This is a genomic window from Actinoplanes sp. NPDC051405 (assembly GCF_055586185.1).
In genome coordinates, this window is sequence record NZ_JBVJIR010000003.1 from 311,013 (window position 1) to 331,452 (window position 20,440).

The window sequence follows — 20,440 nt, forward strand, 5'->3', positions numbered from 1 at the left end:
AGCATGGCGGTATGAAACTGCATGACACCATCGACAGCCGGTTGCGGGAGTTCATCGTCAGCCAGCCCATGTTCTTCGTGGCCACCGCGCCGACCGGTGCCGACGGCCACGTCAACGTCTCGCCGAAGGGGATGGCCGGCACCTTCGCGGTGCTCGGCGAGCTGCGGGTGGCGTACATGGACTTCCACGGCAGCGGGGCCGAGACCACCGCGCACCTGCGGGAGAACGGCCGGATCACGCTGATGTTCTGCGCGTTCGACGGCAAACCCAACATCGTGCGCCTGTACGGCACCGGCCGGGTCGTCACGGCCACCGACCCCGGGTACGCGGAACTGCTGGCCTCGTTCGCCGCCCCGCCGGATCTGCACGGGCTGCGGTCCATCATCGACGTGGCCGTGCACCGGGTCAGCGACTCCTGCGGTTACGCCGTGCCCCTGATGACGTACGAGGGCGACCGTGACCTGCTGACCCGCTGGAGCTCCCGGCGCAGCGACGAGGAGCTGGCCGAGTACCGCCGGCGCAAGAACAAGGCGAGCATCGACGGCCTGCCCGCCTTCGACTGAATCCGCCGGGATATCCGGGTGCGGCCCGGCGGCGCCGGACGTAGGGTTCCCGGCTTGTGGGCAGAGCAGCGGAGATCCTGGTCCCGGCGCGCCTCGGTACGGGCTTCCGCTGGCTGCTCGCGTCGTCCTGGTCGACGAACCTCGGCGACGGTATTGCCACCGCGGCCGGCCCGCTGCTGCTCGCCTCGCTGACCCACGACCCGTTCCTGATCTCGCTGGCCGCCATGCTGCGCTGGGCGCCCCCGCTGGTGTTCGGTCTCTACGCGGGTGTGCTGGCCGACCGCCACGACCGCCGCCGGGTGGTGATGGTGGCCAACCTCGCCCGGGTCGCGGTGCTCGGCGCGCTCACCGTCACGCTGGTCACCGGGACCATCTCGGTCGCCGGGGCGCTGGTGGCGCTGGGCCTGCTGGCCACCGCGGAGGTGTTCGCCGACAACACCGTCACCACGCTGACGCCGATGCTGGTGCACCGGGACGATCTCGCCCTGGCCAACTCCCGGCTGCAGACCGGGCTGCTCACCCTGGACCAGCTGATCGGCCCGTCGATCGGGGCGGTGCTGTTCGCCGCCGGGGTGGGCTGGCCGTTCGCGGCCGAGCTCGTCCTGGTCACCGCGGGCGTGCTCCTGGTGTCGAAAGTCGTGCTGCCGCCGCACGGCCGCACCGCGGACCGGATCCGCGGCGACGTGCGCCGCGACATCGGCGAGGGTTTCCGGTGGGTGCTGCACAACCCGGCGGTGCGCACGCTGGTGCTGACCATCATGATCTTCAACGTCACCTTCGGTGCCGCCTGGTCGGTGCTGGTCCTGTACGCGACCCAGCGGCTGGGCCTCGGCGCGATCGGCTTCGGTGCGCTCACCACGGTCATGGCCCTGGGTGGCCTGGCCGGCACGGGGATCTACGGCCCGCTCACCCGCCGCGTGAGCCTGGGCAACGTCATGCGCGCGGGACTCGTCCTCGAGACGGTCACCCACCTGGCCCTGGCCCTTACCACTTCGGCGGCCGTCGCGTTGCCGATCTTCTTTCTCTTCGGCGCGCACGCGTTCATCTGGCACACGACCTCGATCACCATCCGCCAGCGCGCGGTCCCGTTGCCTCTGCAGGGCCGCGTCACCAGCGTCAACACCATCGGCCTGTACGGCGGGCTGGTGGTCGGTTCGGCCATCGGCGGCACCCTGGCCACCCACTACGGCGTGACGGCACCGTTCTGGTTCGCGTTCGCCGGCTCGGCGGTCTTCGTCCTGCTCCTCTGGCGGGAGACCAGCCGCATCGCGCACACCGATGACGCGCAATGATCGCCTGCGGCAGCGCCCGCGCCGAAGCCACCCGCGCCCGGATCGACAGCGCCGCCCCCGGCACCGGCGTCGACCTCGTCGCGGCCGATCTCGCCGACCTCGACCAGGTCCGCCGGGCCGGCGCCGACATCGCCGGCCGGCATCCGCGGATCGACGTGCTGATCAACAACGCTGGGCTGCACGCTTTCTCGGCGCGCACCACTCCGGCCGGTCTCCCCGAGATGATGACCGTCAACTATCTGGCCCCCTGGGTGCTGACCGAGGCGCTGGGCGCGACGCTGATCGCTGCCGCACCGGCCCGGATCGTCACGGTCGCATCCGAGGCGTCCCGCCGGCACGGCACCCTCGACCTGCCCGCCGATCTGACCGACACCACACCGTTCAACGCCCGGGAGTCCTCCCTCAGGTACGGCCGCACCAAGCTGCTCGACATCATGTTCAGCAACGAGCTGGCCCGCCGCCTGGCCGGCACGGGCGTGACGGCCAACGCGCTCGACCCCGGCTTCAACGTCACCGGCCTCGGCCGCGAGGTGCGCTTCGCGGGCGCGATCGAGCGAGTCCTGAAGGCCCTGCGGGTGGGTGATCCCCGGCGCGGCACGGCCGGCGTCGTCCGCCTGGCCACGGACCCGGCCCTCGCCGGCCGGACCGGCGGCTACTACTCCGCCAAGACGGGAAAGGCCTTCACGGCGGTCGCGCCGGCCGGCGACGCCGCCGCCGAGCGGGAGTTGTGGAAGCTCACCGCGGAGCTGGTGGGCAGCCCCGATGCCGGCTGAGTCGGGCCGTCCCGGCCTGCGGGAACGCAAGAAAGCGCAGATCCGGGACCGGATCCGCGCCCAGGGGCTGCGGCTGTTCGCCGAGCAGGGGTACGCCGCGACGACCACCGACCAGATAGCCGCGGCCGCCGACATCTCGCCGAGCACGTTCTTCCGCTACTTCGCCGGCAAGGAACGCGTGGTCCTGGCCGACGACCTCGAAGCGATCATGCTGGCCGCTCTCGCCGAGCAGCCCACCCACCTGCCCCCACTCACCGTGTTCCGTCGGGCCGTCGACGCCGGCCTGGCCCGCGTCGGCAACGAGGAGGAAGAACAACGCCGCCGGCTCGTCGACACCGTGCCCGAGCTGCGTCAGGCGGAGCTCGACGAGCTGGCCCGCGTCGTCACGGTGCTGGCCGAAGCACTCGTCGCCCGGCTGCGACCCGGCCCGGACGACTTCGAGGCGCGGGTCTTCACCGGCGCACTGACCGGGGCCATCCTCGCCGCGATCCGGGCCGGAGCGACCGGCAGCACGGCTGTCACGCGCGCGGTCGGCTATCTGGAGACCGGCTTCCCCCTCGCCGGCCGGGCCTCGTGAGCCGGTCAGACCCGGCGCAGCACCGAGACCACCTTGCCCAGCACCACCGCGCGGTCACCGTCGATGGTCTCGTACGCCGGGTTGCGCGGCTCCAGGAGCACGTGACCGCCCCGGCGGCGGAAGACCTTGACGGTGGCCTCCTCGTCGATCATCGCGGCGACGATGTCACCGTTGTAGGCCTCGCTCTGGCGCCGCACGACCACGATGTCCCCGTCGCAGATCGCCGCGTCGATCATCGAGTCGCCCCGTACCCGGAGGCAGTAGAGCTCGCCCCGGCCGACCAGCTCGCGGGGCAGCGTCAGGGTCTCGTCGAGGGTCTCCTCGGCGAGGATCGGGCTGCCGGCGGCGATGGACCCGACCAGCGGGAGGGTCACCGTCGTCGCGTCGCCCTCGGCCCGGGCCGGCGGTTCCAGGAACATGCGGACGTCGATCGGGCGGGTGCTGGCGCCACCCCGGCGCAGGAAGTCACGTTCCTCCAGGATGCGCAGGTGGCGGCTGACCGACGACGTCGAGGCCAGCCCCACCGCGTCGGCGATCTCGCGGGTGGACGGCGAGTAGCCGTACCGGGTCGCCCAGTCCCGGATGACGGACAGGATCGCTCGCTGCCGATCAGTGAGTGTGGACGTGTCGAGGTCCTCAGCCAGTAGCACCTCACGATCTTGACCTATCCGCCTCACCGGGGGCCGTCCGGCACGCCCATCTGGCCGGTCCGGGCCGCTGAACGGCGGGGTAGGGTCGGTGCGGGCCCGGGGGCCCACGGAGGTGGATCATGGTGCGGGTGACCCGTCGACTCGCCCTCTGGCAGGCAGATCTCGACGGCGGCGTCTGCGCCGCCCCCGAGGAATGCGTCGAGACCTTGCAGGACCGCGCGGCCATCCCGCTCGTGCTCGAGCACCGGGAGCACGGTGTGACGCCCGCCCGGCAGGTCTTCGAGACCGCCCTGCGCCAGGACGTCGAATGGCAGTTCGGCGACATCGTCTGGCCGGCCGACCTGCGGCCCGGCGTGCTCGTCACCGTCTCGTGGCAGTCCGCCAAGGACGAGATCGTCGTGCGGACGGCTCCGCTGGAAGAGCCGATGCGGGTCGACGGCGTGAACTACTACCACGAGTACGACCCCAGGGTCGTCACCCGCGAGTTCGACGCCGGCAAATCGAACCGTGGCCAGGTGCTGCACGCCGTACGCAAACTCGGCCGCGTCTTCTCCGACGGCAGCGCGGTTCTCGCCGAGTCAGGGCTGGCCGCGCACTGCGGGCTGGGCCGGGGCGCCCGCGGCACGTTCCTGCTGCGCAACGCCGTCGACCAGCTGATCCGCGAGGGCTACCTGACCCGGGTACCGGGCAGCGTCGACAAGGCGGGCTATCCGTCCTATCCCGCCGTCGAGGGCCAGAAGCCGGCCGAGATGCTGTTCTACGCGCCGCTGGTCGAGCCGGCGCCGTACCCGGGTGATCCGGACTTCGCCGAGGGTGAGGGAGCCGACCGCCGCGACCACTGGGTCAACGGCTTCGTCCGCAGACTCCCGCCGGGCGCGCAGCCCTCGGAGAAGCAGGTGACGCTGCACGAGAAGGCGGTCGAGAGCGAGCAGGTGCCGGCCAGCCCGCTCGCCCCCGGCTACACCTTCGTGAAGAAGCATCACCGCACCTGAGTCCGCGCGGTCCGCTGGTGGATCCACCACAGGGCAAACGTGGCCGCGAGAGCGCCGATGGTGAGGTCGTAGCGGCCGCCGAGCCCGATCACGGCGTCGAGCATGAGGAAGAACGCGAGGATCCCGGTGACGACCCACAGCCCGTCGCCCGTTGTCAGGCGGCGGATCAGCGGGACGGCCAGCGCTATCGGGAGCAGGGCGGCGGCTGTGCCGATCGGCCAGCTGATGCCGGTCGACGGGACGGCGTAGACGAGGACGAAGTGGGCCGCCGTCGCAGTGAACGCGATGAAGCCGACGAGGCGAGGCCGGGGCGGGCAGGAGCCCGGAGCCAGCCGGCGGGGGAGACGTGGTGTCAGGAACGCGCACCCGGCGAACAGGACGCACAGGCCGCCGGCCGCGAGCAGTTGACCGGCCGGCTCGCGGGCGAAGTCGGCGTAGGTCAGCACCGGTACGGCCAGGAGAGACAGCGCGGCGACGGCCAGACCGGGGCGGCCGACCCACGGCTGTTGCCGGGTAGCGGGGAAGACCTGTTCGACGAGCAGGACCGACGAGCAGATGCTGACCCCGACGTGGAAGGCGGTCAGATGCGCGGCGATCAGCAGGTTGGTGTGCCAGACCTCGCTGTAGGCGCCGACACCCACGCTGTCCCAGTACCGCGGATCGAACCAGAAGCGGTCGACCAGGGCCTCCTCGTAGACGGCGTACGCGGCGGCCAGCAGGCACAGACCGGGCAGGCCCAGCCGGTGGCGGCAGGTGAGCTCGCGGCAGATGAGCGCGCCGCAGCCGTACAGCGCAATCATCACCGGGAGCCGCCACGGCTGGATCAGGTCGAGCGGCGGCGTCGCCGTCGACAGCGTCTCGCCGAGAAACGGAGCTGTCAGCAGCAGCGCGAGAGCGGGTTTGCGCGCGGTCACGCCTACCAGCGGACCATCGACGGCGGGATCCGGGCTGCCGACTTCCGGCTACGACCGCCTGCCACAAGTCGGGAGCGGGCGGGCCTCTCGGCCCGCTCGCTCCCGGTGCCCGGCGTCAGTTGGCCCGGCTGCTGATCGTGCCGTGCGGGTCGAGGACGTACTTGCGGGCCGCGCCCTGGTCGAACTCCTGGTAGCCGCGCGGGGCCTGGTCCAGGGGGATCGGGGTGGCGTTCACGTTCCTCGCGATCTGCACCCGGTCGTGCAGGATCGCCATCATCAGCTCGTGGTTGTACTTCATCACCGGGCACTGGCCGGTGACGAACGAGTGCGACTTGGCCCAGCCCAGCCCGAGCCGGATCGACAGCGAGCCGTGCTTCGCCGCGTCGTCGACGCCGCCCGGGTCGCCGGTGACGTAGAGGCCCGGGACGCCGATCGCCCCGCCCGCGCGGGTGAGGTCCATCAGTGAGTTGAGCACCGTGGCCGGCATCTCGGTCTGCGCGTTCTCGCCGTGCCCCCGTGCCTCGAAGCCCACCGCGTCCACGGCCGAGTCGACCAGCGGCTGGCCGATCGCCGGGGCGTCGCGGCCGAGGATCTGCTGCACCTGTTCCGCCGGGTCGCCCTGGGACACGTCGACCGTCTCGCAGCCGAAGCTGCGGGCCTGGGCCAGGCGCTCCGCGTTGAGGTCGCCGACGATGACGACCGCCGCGCCCAGCAGGAACGCCGACGTCGCGGCGGCCAGCCCGACCGGGCCCGCGCCGGCGATGTACACGGTCGATCCGGTCGTCACGCCGGCGCTGACGCAGCCGTGGTAGCCGGTGGGGAAGATGTCGCTCAGCATGGCCAGGTCGAGGATCTTCTCCATCGCCTGGTCCCGGTCGGGGAACCGCAGCAGGTTCCAGTCGGCGTACGGCACCATCACGTACTCGGCCTGCCCGCCGACCCAGCCGCCCATGTCGACGTAGCCGTACGCCGATCCGGGCCGGTCCGGGTTGACGTTGAGGCAGACGCCGGTCTTGCGTTCCTTGCAGTTGCGGCACCGGCCGCAGGAGATGTTGAACGGCACCGAGCAGATGTCGCCCACCTTGATGTACTCCACGTCCGGGCCGGTGTCGACGACCTCGCCGGTGATCTCGTGCCCGAGCACCAGCCCTTCCGGTGCGGTGGTGCGTCCCCGGACCATGTGCTGGTCGCTGCCGCAGATGTTGGTGGCAACGGTCTTGAGAATCGCGCCGTGCGGCGTCCGGCGGCCGACGTTGGCCTTGTTGACGCCCGGACCGTCCTTCATCTCGTACGTGGGGTAGTCGCTGTCTCGGACCTCGACCTGACCGGGACCCTGATAGACAACCGCTCTGTTGCCCGTCATGTTGTGCTCCGTTCCTGCTCGCCCTTGCCTGTGGGCCGGACCTCCCATGCTTCTCGCGTCGTAGGTCAAAAAGAACCATCAATATGTACGAGACATGCCGATAGTCGCATCAGGCGCATACGTGGCGCCCTTCTCCCGGTACATGGTCGCGTCGGCGGCGGCCAGCAGGGTGTCCGACGTGGGGTGCTCGAGGTCCGCCGCCGAGGCGTGCCCGACGCTGACGCCGATCCGCAGGTCGTGGCCGTCGTGATGCAACGGTGCCGCGACGGCGCTGCGGAGACGTTCGGTGACCGCGCCGACGTCGTCGACCGCGGCGGAGACCACCACGAACTCGTCGCCGCCCAGCCGGGCCACGGTGTCGGTGTCCCGTACCGTCGCGCGCAGCCGCCGGGCCACCTCGATGAGCACCAAGTCGCCGGCCGCGTGCCCGTACCGGTCGTTGACGGGTTTGAAGCCGTTGAGGTCGAGGAAGTGCACCACCGGGCCGTTCCCGGCCCGCTGCCGCAGCGCGGCGGTCAGCCGGACATGCAGCTCCTGCCGGTTGACCAGCCCGGTGAGCTGGTCGTGGGTGGCCCGGTGGGCCAGCGCCGCGCGCACCTGCTCCTGCTCGCGGACCACCAGGGTGAACCGGATGAGCACGATGACGGTGAGCATGACCATGGCGCTGAGCATGGTGACCCGCTGGATTGCCTGGTCGTCGATCCGCATGTCGTTGATCGAGGGGAGCGCCAGCAGCGAGACGCCCAGGAACACCACCCGGGCCGGGTGCAGGCGCTGGGCGTCGGCCTTGGCCACGCCGGCGGGGTCGTCCGCGTCGCGGTGCCAGAGGGCGGCGGCCAGCATGGCGTTCGCCAGCAGCAGCACGCTGTCCAGCCGGGCGGTGTCGAACTCCGGGAACACCGGCGAGACCACCGAGATCGTCACGTCGCCGGCGAAGGTCACGACCAGGGCCGCGATCAGATACCGGGTCGAGGCGGTGCGTTCGCCGGGGGAGAGCACCACCAGCGCGCCCGCCGCGAACAGCAGCACGTCGCCGAACGGGTAGAAGACGCTGAACAGCACCGCGAGCGACATCGTGTTGCCGGTGACCTCGGGCGCGACCATGAACTGCCAGAACAGCGCAGCCACCACGGTGGCCATGGCCAGTACGTCCAGGGCGGCCTCGCGCAGGCGCCCGGGCGCGCGGAGCCGGACCAGCACCACCATGCCGGCCGCCAGCAGGGGATAGCCGAGCACCCACAACACGTCCGGGGCCGACACGTCGCCCAGCTCGCCGAGGCGCCAGACCAGCACCGAGTAGAGCAGGTCACCGCCGAGCCAGGCGGTCAGCGCGGCGGCCATCAGGGCGTGGGCGGTCCGGTCCCGGCCGGTCCGCCCGCGCACCCCCAGCCAGGCCAGTGCGACGAAGGACACGAAGGCGATCGTGTACGTGACCTGCGCCGTCACCGACCCCGGCAGCAGCACCGTGGGCAGCCCGAAGAGCACGGCGAGCACGGGTACGGCACCCGCGGGCAGACGCTTCACAGAACTCTGATCGGCCGCGAGTCACGCGGGCAAAGCGCTGGACCGCGCAGGCCGGGGAGTGGTCCGGTTGCGATCAGGGGCTCACCAGCTGTGCAGGGTGCCGTCCTCCAGGCGGTTCACCGGCAGGGAGGCCGGCCGGTACGGGTACCTCGCGGCGAGCTCCTCGTCGATGTCCACGCCGAGCCCCGGCTCCTCGGACGGGTGCAGGTAACCGTCGGCGAAGCGGTAGCTGTGCGGGAACACCGCGTCGGTCTCGGCGCTGTGCGGCATGTACTCCTGCAGCCCGAAGTTGGGGATGCTGAGATCGAGGTGCAGCGCGGCGGCCAGGCAGACCGGCGACAGGTCGGTCGCGCCGTGCGAGCCGCTGCGCACGTGGTACAGGTCGGCCAGGTCGAAGATGCGGCGCAGGTGGGTGATCCCGCCGGCGTGCACGACGCTGGTCCGGATGTAGTCGATGAGCTGCTCGGTGATCAGCTGGCGGCAGTCCCAGATGCTGTTGAAGACCTCACCGACGGCCAGCGGGGTGGTGGTGTGCTGCCGGATCAGCCGGTAGCCCTCCTGGAGCTCGGCCGGCACCGGGTCCTCCAGCCAGGTCAGCCCGTACGGCTCCAGCGCCCGGCCCAGCCCGGCCGCCTCGATCGGCGTCAGGCGGTGGTGGGCGTCGTGCAGCAGGCGCAGGTCGGGGCCGAACTCGGCGCGGACCCGTTCGAAGACCCCCGGCACGTGGGCCAGGTAACGCCGGGTCGACCACACCGCCTCGGTGGGCAGTGCGGACCCGGCCGGCTCGTAGTTGCGCGGGTCCGCGGTGACGCCGTACGTGCCGGTGAGGCCGGGCACCCCGGTCTGCACCCGGACCGCCCGGTAGCCCGCGCCGACGAGCCGGCCCACGTCGGTGAGCACGTCGTCGACGGTCTCGGCCGCGGCGTGGCCGTACACGGTGACGCCGTCGCGGCTGCGCCCGCCGAGCAACTGGTACACGGGCAGCCCGGCGACCTTGCCCTTGATGTCCCACAGCGCGGTGTCCACGGCGGCGATCGCGCTCATCGTCACCGGCCCGCGCCGCCAGTACGCGCCCTTGTACAGCAGCTGCCAGGTGTCCTCGATCCGCGCCGCATCCCGCCCGAGCAGCAGCGGCACCACGTGCTCGGCGAGATAGGCGGCCACGGCCTGCTCGCGCCCGTTCAGCGTGGCGTCGCCGACCCCGGTCACGCCGGCGTCCGTCACCAGCTTCAGGGTCACGAAGTTGCGCCCGGGCGACGTCACGATCACCCGCGCCTCGGCGACGCGCATCTCAGTCCCCCTCGTCGCGGACCCGGGCGACCAGCTGGGTCGGGTTGACGAAGCGCAACGCGAGCACCAGCAGCACCAGCATCATCGACGTGTAGATCACCGCCATCGCGTCGATGGACTGCTGGGCCCGGATCCCGGCCGCCGACATCGAGTAGTACAGGGCGACGACCAGCGTCTGCGAGTCCGGCCCGGCGGTCAGGAAGGTCAGCTCGAACATGCCCACGGTACGGACCAGCACCAGGATCGAGGCGGCCAGGATGCCGGGCACCAGCAGCGGCGCCAGGATGCGGGTGAAGACCTGCCGGGTGCCGGCGCCGCACATCCGCGCCGCCCGTTCCACGGCCGGGTCGATCTGCTCGATGAACGGCGTCATGGTCAGGATCACGAACGGCACCGACGGCACCAGGTTGGCCAGCACGACGCCGGAGAGGTTGCCGGCGAAGCCGTACTTGTAGAGCACGGTGGCCAGCGGGATGCCGTAGGTGATCGGTGGCATCAGGATCGGCAGCAGGAACAGGAGATAGAGCAGCCGGCGCCCGGGGAAGCTGCGGCGGGCCAGCACGTACGCGGCCGGCACGCCGATCAGCACCGAGATGCCGACCACCAGCGCCGACACCTCCAGGGTCACGATCAGCACCGGCAGCAGGGTGAACTCGTCCCAGGACTGGGCGTACCACTTCGGGGTCCAGCCCACCGGCAGCCAGGTGTCGAACCACTGGGTGCCGAACGAGCTCACCACCACCGAGCCGATGACCCCGGCCAGGAAGACGAAGAAGGCCAGCACCACGCCCCAGACCAGCCACGCCATCGGGGTGGCCACAATCGCTCGCCGGGCGGCCATCAGCCTTTGCCCCCGGCCGTCGATCCGGTGTAGAGCAACGCCCGCCAGCCCAGCACCGCGGCGATGACCAGCAGCTCGACCACACCCATGAGCACGGCGACCGCGGACGCGAGCGGATAGTCGTAGCGCACGTACGCGGCGTCGTACGCGGCGATCGACATCACCCGGGTCGTGCCGGACGGGTCACCGACCAGCACCGCCGACGGGAAGACGCTGAACGCCAGCACGAACGTCAGGCAGAACGTGGTGGCCAGCCCGGGCGCGAGCAGCGGCAGCGTGATCCGCCGGAAGCGCTGCCAGCGGCCGGCGCCGAGGGTGGCCGCGGCCCGTTCCAGGGTGGGGTCGATGCCCGACAGGTACGACAGCACCAGCAGGAAGGCGAACGGGAAACCGGTGATCACCAGCGAGAAGAAGACACCCCAGTAGTTGTTGGTGAGCCGTACCGGCGCGTCCACCAGGCCGGAGCTCAGCAGGGTCCGGTTGAACCAGCCGGTCGGGCCGAGGAAGTTGAGCAGGCCCTGGGCGGTGAGCACCGTGCCGAGCGTGATCGGCACGACCAGCAGGGTGGTCAGCAACCGCTTGCCGCGGAACCGGCCCCGCATCCGGTACGCGATGGGCACCGACGCCAGCACGTTCAGCAACGCCGCCGGCAACGACAGCTGCAACGTGGTGAGGATCGTGTCCCGCAGGTACGCGTCGGTGAAGAACTCCCGGTACGCCCCCAGCGCCCCGCCCTCCGTGGGCTGGAAGGACAGGCCCACGCCGTACAGGAAGGGGTAGATGAAGAGGACGAGCACGAAGAGCGCCGCCGGGATGAGCAGCAGCAACTGCCGGTCGATGCCGCGCTCGGCGAGGCGGTGCCGCAGCGCCGGCCGGGCCCCGCCCGTGGCGGCGTTGATCGCGGTCATCGCGGGTCCGCCGGGAAGACCAGCAGCCGCCGGGGCTCGACGGTGACGGTGATCCGGTCGCCGACCGCGGGCCGGTCGACGGCCCGCAGGTTCAGCGGGATGCCGCCGGCGGTCCGTGCCTCGACCGCCACCTCGCGGCCCTGATACTCCACGACCTCGACGACGGCCGGCACCCCCGTGCCGCCTTCCGGACCGATCCGCAGGTCCTCCGGCCGGATCCCGGCGATCACCTCGCTGCCCGGCGCCGGTTCACCGACCGGCGTGCCGGTCAGCTGCTGCCCCTCGATCTCCACGGTGATGCCCGCGCCCTGCCGCGCGCCGGCCCGCACCGGCAGCAGATTGCGGTAGCCCATGAAGTCGGCGACGTGCCAGTTGGCCGGCTCGGTGTGCAGCTCCTCCGGCGTGCCGATCTGCTGCACCCGGCCCGCGCGCAGGACCACCAGCCGGTCGGCCAGCGACAGCGCCTCCTCCTGGTCGTGGGTGACGTAGACGGTGGTCAGCCCGAGCGACTGGTGCAGGCGGCGGATCTCCGTCCGCATCTCCAGGCGCAGCTTGGCATCCAGATTGGACAACGGCTCGTCCATCAGCACCAGGGACGGCTCCAGCACGACCGCGCGGGCGATCGCCACCCGCTGCTGCTGACCACCGGAGAGCTGCCCGGGCAGCTTGCCGGCGTGCTCCTCCAGGTGGACCAGCCGCAGCGCCTCGTCCACCCGGCGGCGGATCTCGGCCCGCGGCACCCGCCGCATCTGCAGGCCGAACGCGATGTTCCTGCGGACCGTCAGGTGCGGGAAGAGTGCGTAGTTCTGGAACACCATGCCGAAGCCACGCCGCTCGGGCGGCAGCACGTCCAGCCGGGTCTCGTCCTGCCAGATGCTGCCCCGGGTCAGCGGCAGCAGCCCGGCGAGGCAGTTCAAAGCGGTCGACTTGCCGCAGCCGGACGGGCCGAGCAGCGCGATGAACTCACCCCGCCGGATGGTCAGGTCGAGATCGGCCAGCGCCGCCTGCCCGCCGAAGCTGCGGCTGACCCCGTCCAGGCGCAACGTCTCGAAGTGGCCCGGACGCGTCGCCGGAGTGCTCGCCCGGCTCGTCGCCGCGGCTGTCATGATGCCTCGCTCACTTGGCCACCTTCGCGCCGCCGATCTCGCGGTCCCACCGATCGAAGGCGGCGACCAGTTGCTTGGAACCCAGCGGCACCTCGAGCGGGTTGCCATCGATCAGGCCCGCGTACTCCGGGCGGCCGAACTCCTCGATCGCGGCCCGGCTGTCCGCCGGCGCCATCGCCAGGTCGACGTCCTTGACCGCGGGACCGGGGTAGAAGTAGCCCTTGTCGTACGCCTTGGCCTGCTGCTCCTTGGTGAGCATGTGGGCGAGCAGCAGCAGGATGGCCGACTGCTTGTCGGTCGACACGCCCTTGGGGACGACGGCGTAGTGCGCGTCGGTCACCCAGTGGAAGCCCTGCAGGGTGCCGATCGCCGCTTCCTTGGGCACGGTGCCCAGCACCCGCGGGTTGATGTCCCACCCGGTGGTCGACACGATGATCTTCGCCGAGCCGTTGGCCAGGTTCTTCATCGTCTCGCCGGTGCTCGACGGGTAGAGCGTCACGTACTTGTTCAGCTCGGCCAGGTAGGCCCAGGTCTTGTCCCAGCCGCCGGTCGGGTCCTTGGGATCGGAGTCGCCGAGCAGATAGGGCAGGCCCATCAGGAAGGTACGGCCGGGGCCGGAGTTGGACGGCCGGGCGTACTGCACCGCGCCCGGGTTGGCCTTGGCGTAGGCCAGCAGCTCCGGCGCCGACTTCGGCGGGTTCGGCACCTTCGCGGGCAGGTACTCGATCAGCGGACCGGACGGGTAGTAGGTGACGGTCACCCCGGAATCCCCGGCCAGCTGCTGCATGGCCGCGGCTCCGGGCAGATATTCCTGTACGCCGGGCAGCCGGTCCCGGTACTTGGTGAGCAGCGGGTTCCACAGGCCCTGCTCGATGCCCGCGGAAAGGCCGTCGACACCGGTCAGCACCAGGTCGATGTCGACCCGGTTGGCGTTCTGCTGGGCCTTGACCTTGCCGACCAGCTCGGGCGCCGGCGACTTGGAGAACGTCACCTTGCTCACCACGCCGGAGTTCTTGCTGACGAAGTCGTCGATCATGGGTTGGGTGAGCTGCAGGTTGCCGGCCACGTCCAGGATGTTGAGGGTCACCGCCTTGCCGGGCTTGGCGGGCACTTCCCCATCGGCGTCCTGGGCGGAGCCGCCGGAGTCCGGGGCGCTGCAGGCGGTCAGCAGCAGCAGGGCCGCGGTTGCGGCGGTGACAGCGCGTCTACGGGCGAGTGGTGGCATCGGAAGCCTTCCTCGAGGAGATGAGTCTCAGGCGCTCGGCGCGGGGCCGGTGGAGCCCCGGACCATCAGTTGTGTGCCGAGCTCGCGGCGGGTGCTGCCGAACTTGTCCGGGTCCTGCAACAGGCCCAGCAGCAGGTCGACGCCGGCCCGGCCGCAGCTCTTCATGGGCAGGCCGACGGTGGTCAGCGAGGGGTGCACCATCGCTGACAGGGCGATGTCGTCGAAGCCGAGCACGCTGATCGCGGCAGGCACCGCGATCCCGCGCGCGTTCAGGCGGCTGAGCAGACCCAGCGCGATGACGTCGTTGTAGGCGATGACGGCCGTGACCCCGGCGGCGAGCACTTGGTCGGCGGCGGCGACCCCGCCGTCGAACTGCGGCTGGACCGGACCGACCTCGACCAGCTCGGCCCCGGCTGTGGCGATGGCCAGGCGCAGGCCGCGCACCCGTTCCCGGTTGGACCAGGACGCGCGCGGCCCGGCGACGTACGCGATCCGCCGGTGCCCCAGGGCGGTGAGGTGGGTGACGGCCTGCCGCATGCCGTCGACGTTGTCGAAGGTGATCGCCGGGAGGCGGCCGACCCGGCGGTTGAGCAGGACGACCGGGGTCAGTGCGGCCACGCCCCGCAGCTCCTGCTCGCTCATCCGCGGCGAGCACAGCACGATCCCGTCCACCTGTTTGGCGAGCGTGCGGACCAGCTGGGCCTCGGCGGCCGGGTCCTCGTCGGTGTCGGCGAGGAAAACGGCGTAGTCGGCCTCGCGGGCCCGGGCCTGGATGCCCTTGACGACGCCGGGGAAGAACGGGTTGCCCAGGTCCGGCACGATGAGCCCGAGGTTGCCGGTGCGGCCGGTGATGAGGCCGCGGGCGGCGCGGTTGGGCGAGTAGTCCAGCTCGGCGGCCGACCGCTGGACGCGTTCCCGGGTCTCGGCGCGCACCAGCTCCGGTGTCGAGAGGGCGCGGCAGACTGTGGACGGCGACACCCCGGCCGCCCGGGCCACGTCCTTGATCGTCACCGCCATCGGTTGCCTCCGCATCGTCCGGGGACTGGAGTGCTGCGGAGAGTGTGAAATCCTTTGCGGAGCGTTGTCAATAGATGACCGTCGACGTTTACGGACGCGGCTGAAATCGTTTGCGGTACGTTCCCGGCCGCCGCCCGGCGACAGTAGGGCGTGCCACTCGGACGATGGCAATCCGGCGGCTCATTGGTTAGGGTCACTTCGATGGGTGGCCGCGACCCATCCGCACTTCGGGGGAAGGTGTCGTGAGGCTTTCAGCTCTGTCGGGTGTGCTGTGCGCAGCAGCCCTGGTCACCGCGTCGCTGTCTCTGCCCGTCGCCGCCACCGCGGCTCCCGCCGCCGCCAGGGCCGCCATCCCGTCGGCGCCGTGCGTCCCCGGCGGCGTCACCGCGGCCGACCGGGCCGTAGCGCAGCGCCTGCGGCCGGCGATGACCGGCCGGCGGCTCGGCCCGGCCCTGACCGGATACAACGTCTCCTGCGCCCGATCCATCGTGCGGCACGTGATCGGCCGGGGCCTGCCCGCCCGGGCGGCGGTGATCGCGGTGACCACGGCCATCACCGAGAGCACGCTGCACAACTACACCCTCGCCGTCGACCACGACAGCCTCGGCCTGTTCCAGCAGCGCCCGTCGATGGGCTGGGGCAGCCCCGAGCAGCTGCTCGACCCCGGCTTCGCCACCGGCGCGTTCCTCGACAAGATGCTGCGCACCCATTCCGCCGGCAGCTGGCAGGCCGGCGACATCGGCCAGATCAGCCAGCGGGTGCAGGTCTCGCGCTACCCCGCGGCGTACGGGCCGGAGGCCAACGACGCGCGGCTCATCGTCGGCCAGCTGTGGACCAGCTCGACCTCGACCGGCACGAGCGGCACCGCCAAGTCGCCGACGAAGTCCACGCCCAAGAAGCCGGCCGGGCCCTTCAGCAAGGCCCTGCTGCAGTCCGTGCCCGGTCTGCCCGGCACGTTCGACGACCGGCACCAGGTGCTGCTGGCCGACTGGAACGGCGACGGGCGCTCCGACCTCGTCGTGCTGCAACAGTCCGGCACGACCAGCGGCGCCACCGAGGTGCGCATCGTGAGCGGCGCCAGCGACTTCCAGCACCTGTTGTTGCACACGGCCATCCCGCTGGGCCCGACCGACGCCCGGACCGCTTTCGCCATGACGGACTGGAATTTCGACGGCCGCCCGGATCTGGTGGTGACGCAGAAGTCCGGCACGGCGAGCGGCCGTACGGAGGTCCGGGTCCTCGACGGCGCCTCGTTCCTGCGGCGTTACCTCCAGGAGACTGCCACCGTGCTCGGCCCGAGCGACGACTGCTACGCGTTCGCCGTGGCGGACTGGAACGCCGACGGGCGCGTGGACGTGGCCGTGATCCAGAAGTGCGGGACGAAGAGCGGCCGTACGGAGGTCCGGGTCCTCGACGGCGCGGCGAACCTGCAGCGTTACCTGCAGGACAGCCCCACGCCGCTGGGCCCGACGGACGCCCGCCACACCTTCACCGTCGCGGACTTCAACGGCGACCTCAACCTTGACCTGGTGGTGACCCAGAAGTCCGGGGCCAAGAGCGACCGGACGGTGCTGCAGATCCTGGACGGCGCCTCGCAATACCGCAACCTCCTCGGCAAGCCGATCACCGCGCGCGTCTCCACGGACGACCGGCACAGCCTGTCGGTGCTGGACTGGAACAGGGACGGCCGGCTCGACCTCGTCGTGGTGCAGAAGTACGGCACCGCCGCCGGTCGCACCGAGGCGAAGATCCTCGCGGGCTGACGACGATGGGCCCGGCCACCGGGCCGGACCCATCACCGTCGCCGCTGCCGGCCGGGGGCTACAGCCGGTCGACCGCGAAGTCGGCCGCCTCGTCGGCGTCGTCGGTGTAGCTCAGGTGGGCCAGCACGCTCGCGCCCAGGGGATCGCAGACCACGTCACGGTTCGCGCAGATGTCCAGCGTCCGGTCCGCGTAGACGCCGGTGATGCCCCGGCCCAGCTTGCGCAGCGGGTAGCCGAAGACCATGACCGCCGCGACCCGCGGCTGCACCGCCGCGGGAATGGTGGCGACGACCGGCCCGCCGACGCTCGCCCCCGCGGAGCTGATCCCGAGCGAGTTGCCCACCACGTTCGCGCCCTGCGAGTAGCCGACCAGGACGAACCGCTGGTCGGGGCAGGCTTGCGCCTGATCGGACACGTGGCTGACCAGCGCCCGGTTGCCGGCGGTGGGTGACGTCGGGCTGACGCTCGCCGGGTAGTCGACCGCGTGGCTGGTCAGCGTCGTGCTGGACGCCCGCCGCTGGATCGCCGCGAACACCGGGTCGCCGACGATGAGCCCCAGCCGGCCGGGCTCACTGGTGCCGCGGGCGACGACCACGTCGACGTCCGCGCACGCCGCGGCGGCCGCCGCGGGACCGGCCGCGATCACCGCACCGCCGGCGGCGAGCAGCGCGGCGGTGAGCAAGACGCTGACGCGTCCCCGGCCGCCGGGAAGGGAAAGGCGCATGTGGATCACCTCTGCTTCTGGTGAGGGCTGGTGGAGGCCCGAAGCTAACGAGGCGCCCGACTCCGCTGATACTCACTGACCTGCTCGTATCGGCGCGGGCAGTTATCAGCGCAGTGCGCATCCGCGGGTCCCCGGCGGCATCCGGGCAGCGGTGTTACCCGGGGGTAGCCACTACGCGCGAGATAGGCGAACATCGATTCATGCGGGTGATTCGTGACGCGACGATCATCACCGGGCCGGCGGGCAGCACCGAGGCGGCGACCGTCGCGCGCCTGCACGCGGAGGTGCTGGGATCGGCGGCCGAGATGGTCCGCGAGATCCAGGAGCAGGTCCCCGAGTACGCGACCTCCGACGAGCGCGAGGCCCGGGCCCTGCGGCGCGGCGTCGATCTGGCTCTGCGCCGCTACGTCGAGCTGCTCGACCAGCACGTGGGCCGCGGTGGGCCGGGCCGGGACTGGCGCGAGATCTACCGGGCGGTGGGCGCGAACGAGATGCGGGCGGGCCGCAGCCTGGAGTCGCTGCACGCGGCCGTACGGATCTGCGCACGGGTGGCGAGCCGGCGGCTGCGGGCCTTCGCCGGGCGCCACGCGCTGCCCCCGGCCGTCGTGGCGTGGCTGGCCGAGGCGATCTTCGACAACATCGACGAGGTCGCCCGGGCCTCGGCCGAGGGCTACGCGCGGGCGCAGGAGGCCGAGGTCGGTGAACTCGACCGCCGCAAGCGCCGCCTGGTCGAGCTGCTCATCGCCGACCCGCCGCCCTCGCAGCGGGCGCTGGCCGCCGCGGCCGCCGCGGCCCACTGGCACCTGCCGGGCCGCCTCGCCGTCGTGGTCGTCGCCGCCCCCGGGCCACTGACCCAGCCACCGATGCTGGCGCCGGAGATCCTGTCCGTCTTCGACCACCTCGAACCGTGCCTGATCGTGCCGGACCCGGAAGGCCGGGCCCAGGTACGGGCGCTGGTCAACGGCCTGGCCCGGCACTACGCGGCGGTGGGACTGCCGGTCGAGCCGATGGACGCCGGCAAGTCCCTGCGCTGGGCCCGGCTGGCCCTGGAGCTGTCAGCCAACGGCCGCATCCCGCGCCGGCGCATCATCTGGTGCGCCGATCACCTGGCCACCCTGGCCGTGTTCCAGGACGAGGCGCTGCTCGCCGCGCTGGCCCGGCGTCGCCTGGCCCCGCTCGACGGGTTGCGCGAGGACAAGCGCCGGCTGCTCGCCGAGACCTTGCTGGCCTGGCTGAGTTTCAACCAGAACGCCAACGAGGTGGCCGGCCACCTGCACGTCCACCCGCAGACGGTGCGGCACCGGCTGCGCCGGCTGACCGAGCTGTTCGGCGACCAGATCCGCGACCCGCGGCTGCGCTTCGAGCTGGAGCTGGCGCTGCGCGCGTTCACCACGTGACGAGCTCGTGCAGCGCGCTGCTGGTGGCGGCGTCCGCGGGCAGGAACGCCTCCAGCCGGAGCTCAGCCACGGTGACGTCGGTGGCGGTGCCGAAGTGGGTGAGCGTGGTGATGAGCCGCAGCTCCGGGTCGGCCGGGCCGCCGACGCGCAGGCGCAGCGGCACGGCGAAGCCCAGATGGTCCGGTGTGGACGACCGCGGGGGAGCGAGGCCGGTGAGCTCGGCCGCCAGGTGTCGGAGCTGCTCGGTCGGATTGCGCAGGCTTTCGGCCCGCACCCGGTCGACGACGTGCCAGGCCCACTGGTCGAGGTTGACGATGCGCGGTGCGAGGCCGAGCGGATGCAGGAGCACCCGGGGAACGCTCACCGGCGGCTCGAGCAGCCGCGGATCGACGCCGCGGGTGATCACCTCGAAGCCCGCGTTGGCCGAGACGAGGTCGCCGTGGCGGTCGACGACCACGGCCGGGTACGGCAGGTGGCCGTGCAGGATGCGTTCCAGTGCCGTCCGGACCGGGGCGAGCAGCGGATCCGCCAGATCACTCTGCGGGTAGGCGGGCGCGAAGCCGGCGGTCAGCAACAGCGCGTTGCGTTCGCGGATCGGCACGTCGAGGGACTCGGCCAGCCGGATGATCATCGACCGGCCGGGCGTCGACCGGCCGCTCTCGATGAAGCTGACGTGGCGCTGCGTGGTCCCCGCGCGTACCGCCAGCTCCAGCTGGCTGACGCGCCGGCGCCGCCGCCACTCGCGCAGGGCCCCGGCGGTCGATTCGCTGATCACAGCTCCTGTGTACCGGTTGCAGTACAGATCAGCGATTCCTCGCGGGGAATTGCCGGGGTGCCGGCGCCGCACCACAGTGGTGGTCGCACACCGCATCACCGCGACCGAGGAGCAGCCATGACCGGCCTGGACCTGACGACCTTCACCGACAGCTATGTCGCCGTGTGGAACGAGCCCGACGCCGGGCGCCGGGGTGCCGCCGTACGCGCGTTGTGGTCCGACGACGCGGTGCACGTGCTGCAACCGCCGCAGGAGATCCGGGAGGCCGCTGCCGGGCTCGGCTTCGACCGGCTGGTGCTGGAGGCCCGTGGGCACGACGCGCTGGAACGGCGGGTGACGCGGGCCTACGAGGAGTTCGTCGCGCCGGGCTCCTTCAGCTTCCGCGCCCGCGGTGACGCGGACCGGCTGCACGACCTCGTGAAGTTCCGCTGGGAGATGGTCGGTGCCCCTGGCGAGGTGGCCGCGGTCGGGCTGGAGATCCTGCTGCTCGGCGCGGACGGCCGCATCGTCAGCGACTTCCAGTTCATCGAGGGCTGAGGACGGCCGCCGTCACCACAGCCCGGTGACCTTGGCCAGCCCGCCGCCGGCCGCCGCGGCGGCACACGCGACCAGCAGCGTGGTGCACAGCCGGTTGGTGAGGTGTTTGTTGGCCGCGGTGGGCTGGTCCAGCAATGCCACCACGACACCCCAGGCAGCGGCCAGGGCCCCGATCACCAGGCCGACTGATGTACTCACCGCCTCAGCCT

At 71.7% G+C, this 20,440-nt stretch carries 21 protein-coding genes; 8 read left to right on the plus strand and 13 right to left on the minus strand.

The features are described from left to right. Positions 1-11: 11 nt before the first annotated feature. The 4 genes from ACZ6S4_RS09235 to ACZ6S4_RS09250 are packed head-to-tail and all read left to right on the plus strand — an operon-like array spanning position 12 to position 3,205. Positions 12-563 carry a pyridoxamine 5'-phosphate oxidase family protein gene (locus ACZ6S4_RS09235; RefSeq protein WP_465474408.1) on the plus strand — a complete coding sequence of 184 codons (552 nt, stop codon included), beginning with the start codon at positions 12-14 and terminating at the stop codon, positions 561-563. Between the two features lie 56 nt (positions 564-619). Next, positions 620-1,855 (plus strand): MFS transporter, encoded by a 1,236-nt coding sequence (locus ACZ6S4_RS09240; protein ID WP_465474409.1) that lies wholly within the window; start codon positions 620-622, stop codon positions 1,853-1,855. After that, positions 1,852-2,628, plus strand: a complete 777-nt coding sequence (locus tag ACZ6S4_RS09245) for an SDR family NAD(P)-dependent oxidoreductase (protein ID WP_465474410.1) — start codon at positions 1,852-1,854, stop codon at positions 2,626-2,628. Before ACZ6S4_RS09240 ends, ACZ6S4_RS09245 begins: the two co-directional genes overlap by 4 nt. Further along, positions 2,618-3,205, plus strand: coding sequence for a TetR family transcriptional regulator (locus ACZ6S4_RS09250; RefSeq protein ID WP_465474411.1), 588 nt, complete (start codon positions 2,618-2,620; stop codon positions 3,203-3,205). Before ACZ6S4_RS09245 ends, ACZ6S4_RS09250 begins: the two co-directional genes overlap by 11 nt. A gap of 5 nt (positions 3,206-3,210) precedes the next feature. On the opposite strand, the gene lexA is transcribed toward ACZ6S4_RS09250, so the two are convergent. Then, positions 3,211-3,855, minus strand: coding sequence for a transcriptional repressor LexA (gene lexA, locus ACZ6S4_RS09255; RefSeq protein ID WP_465474412.1), 645 nt, complete (start codon positions 3,853-3,855; stop codon positions 3,211-3,213). Positions 3,856-3,974: 119 nt separating this feature from the next. Here lexA and ACZ6S4_RS09260 point away from each other — a divergent pair, with 119 nt between their 5' ends. Next, the gene (locus ACZ6S4_RS09260; RefSeq protein WP_465474413.1) at positions 3,975-4,847 is read left to right on the plus strand and encodes a hypothetical protein; all 873 of its coding nucleotides are present in this window, start codon (positions 3,975-3,977) and stop codon (positions 4,845-4,847) included. Here ACZ6S4_RS09260 and ACZ6S4_RS09265 read toward each other — a convergent pair. From ACZ6S4_RS09265 to ACZ6S4_RS09305, 9 genes are all read right to left on the minus strand, one after another. Then, positions 4,835-5,761 carry a hypothetical protein gene (locus tag ACZ6S4_RS09265; RefSeq protein ID WP_465474414.1) on the minus strand — a complete coding sequence of 309 codons (927 nt, stop codon included), beginning with the start codon at positions 5,759-5,761 and terminating at the stop codon, positions 4,835-4,837. The genes ACZ6S4_RS09260 and ACZ6S4_RS09265 overlap by 13 nt on opposite strands. A gap of 115 nt (positions 5,762-5,876) precedes the next feature. Further along, positions 5,877-7,124: a formaldehyde dehydrogenase, glutathione-independent gene (gene fdhA / locus ACZ6S4_RS09270; RefSeq protein WP_465474415.1), complete on the minus strand. Its 1,248-nt coding sequence runs from the start codon at positions 7,122-7,124 to the stop codon at positions 5,877-5,879. Between the two features lie 78 nt (positions 7,125-7,202). After that, positions 7,203-8,648, minus strand: coding sequence for a diguanylate cyclase domain-containing protein (locus ACZ6S4_RS09275; protein ID WP_465474416.1), 1,446 nt, complete (start codon positions 8,646-8,648; stop codon positions 7,203-7,205). A gap of 81 nt (positions 8,649-8,729) precedes the next feature. Next, positions 8,730-9,938 carry a D-mannonate dehydratase ManD gene (gene manD / locus ACZ6S4_RS09280; RefSeq protein ID WP_465474417.1) on the minus strand — a complete coding sequence of 403 codons (1,209 nt, stop codon included), beginning with the start codon at positions 9,936-9,938 and terminating at the stop codon, positions 8,730-8,732. A gap of 1 nt (position 9,939) precedes the next feature. Continuing rightward, a complete protein-coding gene (locus tag ACZ6S4_RS09285; RefSeq protein ID WP_465474418.1) occupies positions 9,940-10,779 on the minus strand; it encodes an ABC transporter permease in 840 nt (279 codons plus the stop codon). Beyond that, positions 10,779-11,687 (minus strand): ABC transporter permease, encoded by a 909-nt coding sequence (locus ACZ6S4_RS09290; RefSeq protein ID WP_465474419.1) that lies wholly within the window; start codon positions 11,685-11,687, stop codon positions 10,779-10,781. The genes ACZ6S4_RS09285 and ACZ6S4_RS09290 overlap by 1 nt, the downstream gene beginning before the upstream one ends. Beyond that, positions 11,684-12,793: an ABC transporter ATP-binding protein gene (locus tag ACZ6S4_RS09295; protein WP_465474420.1), complete on the minus strand. Its 1,110-nt coding sequence runs from the start codon at positions 12,791-12,793 to the stop codon at positions 11,684-11,686. The genes ACZ6S4_RS09290 and ACZ6S4_RS09295 overlap by 4 nt, the downstream gene beginning before the upstream one ends. Positions 12,794-12,803: 10 nt before the next feature. Beyond that, positions 12,804-14,018 carry an extracellular solute-binding protein gene (locus ACZ6S4_RS09300; RefSeq protein WP_465474421.1) on the minus strand — a complete coding sequence of 405 codons (1,215 nt, stop codon included), beginning with the start codon at positions 14,016-14,018 and terminating at the stop codon, positions 12,804-12,806. A 27-nt stretch (positions 14,019-14,045) separates the two neighbouring features. Beyond that, positions 14,046-15,035 (minus strand): LacI family DNA-binding transcriptional regulator, encoded by a 990-nt coding sequence (locus ACZ6S4_RS09305; RefSeq protein ID WP_465474422.1) that lies wholly within the window; start codon positions 15,033-15,035, stop codon positions 14,046-14,048. A gap of 242 nt (positions 15,036-15,277) precedes the next feature. Here ACZ6S4_RS09305 and ACZ6S4_RS09310 point away from each other — a divergent pair, with 242 nt between their 5' ends. Beyond that, positions 15,278-16,798 (plus strand): FG-GAP repeat domain-containing protein, encoded by a 1,521-nt coding sequence (locus ACZ6S4_RS09310; protein WP_465474423.1) that lies wholly within the window; start codon positions 15,278-15,280, stop codon positions 16,796-16,798. Positions 16,799-16,856: 58 nt separating this feature from the next. Here the strand turns inward: ACZ6S4_RS09310 and ACZ6S4_RS09315 are convergent, their stop codons facing one another. Further along, positions 16,857-17,522: a cutinase family protein gene (locus ACZ6S4_RS09315; protein ID WP_465474424.1), complete on the minus strand. Its 666-nt coding sequence runs from the start codon at positions 17,520-17,522 to the stop codon at positions 16,857-16,859. Between the two features lie 200 nt (positions 17,523-17,722). Here ACZ6S4_RS09315 and ACZ6S4_RS09320 point away from each other — a divergent pair, with 200 nt between their 5' ends. Further along, positions 17,723-18,919 carry a PucR family transcriptional regulator gene (locus tag ACZ6S4_RS09320; protein WP_465474425.1) on the plus strand — a complete coding sequence of 399 codons (1,197 nt, stop codon included), beginning with the start codon at positions 17,723-17,725 and terminating at the stop codon, positions 18,917-18,919. On the opposite strand, the gene ACZ6S4_RS09325 is transcribed toward ACZ6S4_RS09320, so the two are convergent. Beyond that, positions 18,909-19,694 carry a helix-turn-helix transcriptional regulator gene (locus ACZ6S4_RS09325; protein WP_465474426.1) on the minus strand — a complete coding sequence of 262 codons (786 nt, stop codon included), beginning with the start codon at positions 19,692-19,694 and terminating at the stop codon, positions 18,909-18,911. The genes ACZ6S4_RS09320 and ACZ6S4_RS09325 overlap by 11 nt on opposite strands. Before the next feature lie 117 nt (positions 19,695-19,811). On the opposite strand from ACZ6S4_RS09325, the gene ACZ6S4_RS09330 reads away from it, so the two are divergent. Further along, positions 19,812-20,231 carry a hypothetical protein gene (locus ACZ6S4_RS09330; protein WP_465474427.1) on the plus strand — a complete coding sequence of 140 codons (420 nt, stop codon included), beginning with the start codon at positions 19,812-19,814 and terminating at the stop codon, positions 20,229-20,231. A 12-nt stretch (positions 20,232-20,243) separates the two neighbouring features. Here ACZ6S4_RS09330 and ACZ6S4_RS09335 read toward each other — a convergent pair whose 3' ends face one another. Then, positions 20,244-20,429 (minus strand): hypothetical protein, encoded by a 186-nt coding sequence (locus tag ACZ6S4_RS09335; protein ID WP_465474428.1) that lies wholly within the window; start codon positions 20,427-20,429, stop codon positions 20,244-20,246. Positions 20,430-20,440: the final 11 nt, after the last annotated feature.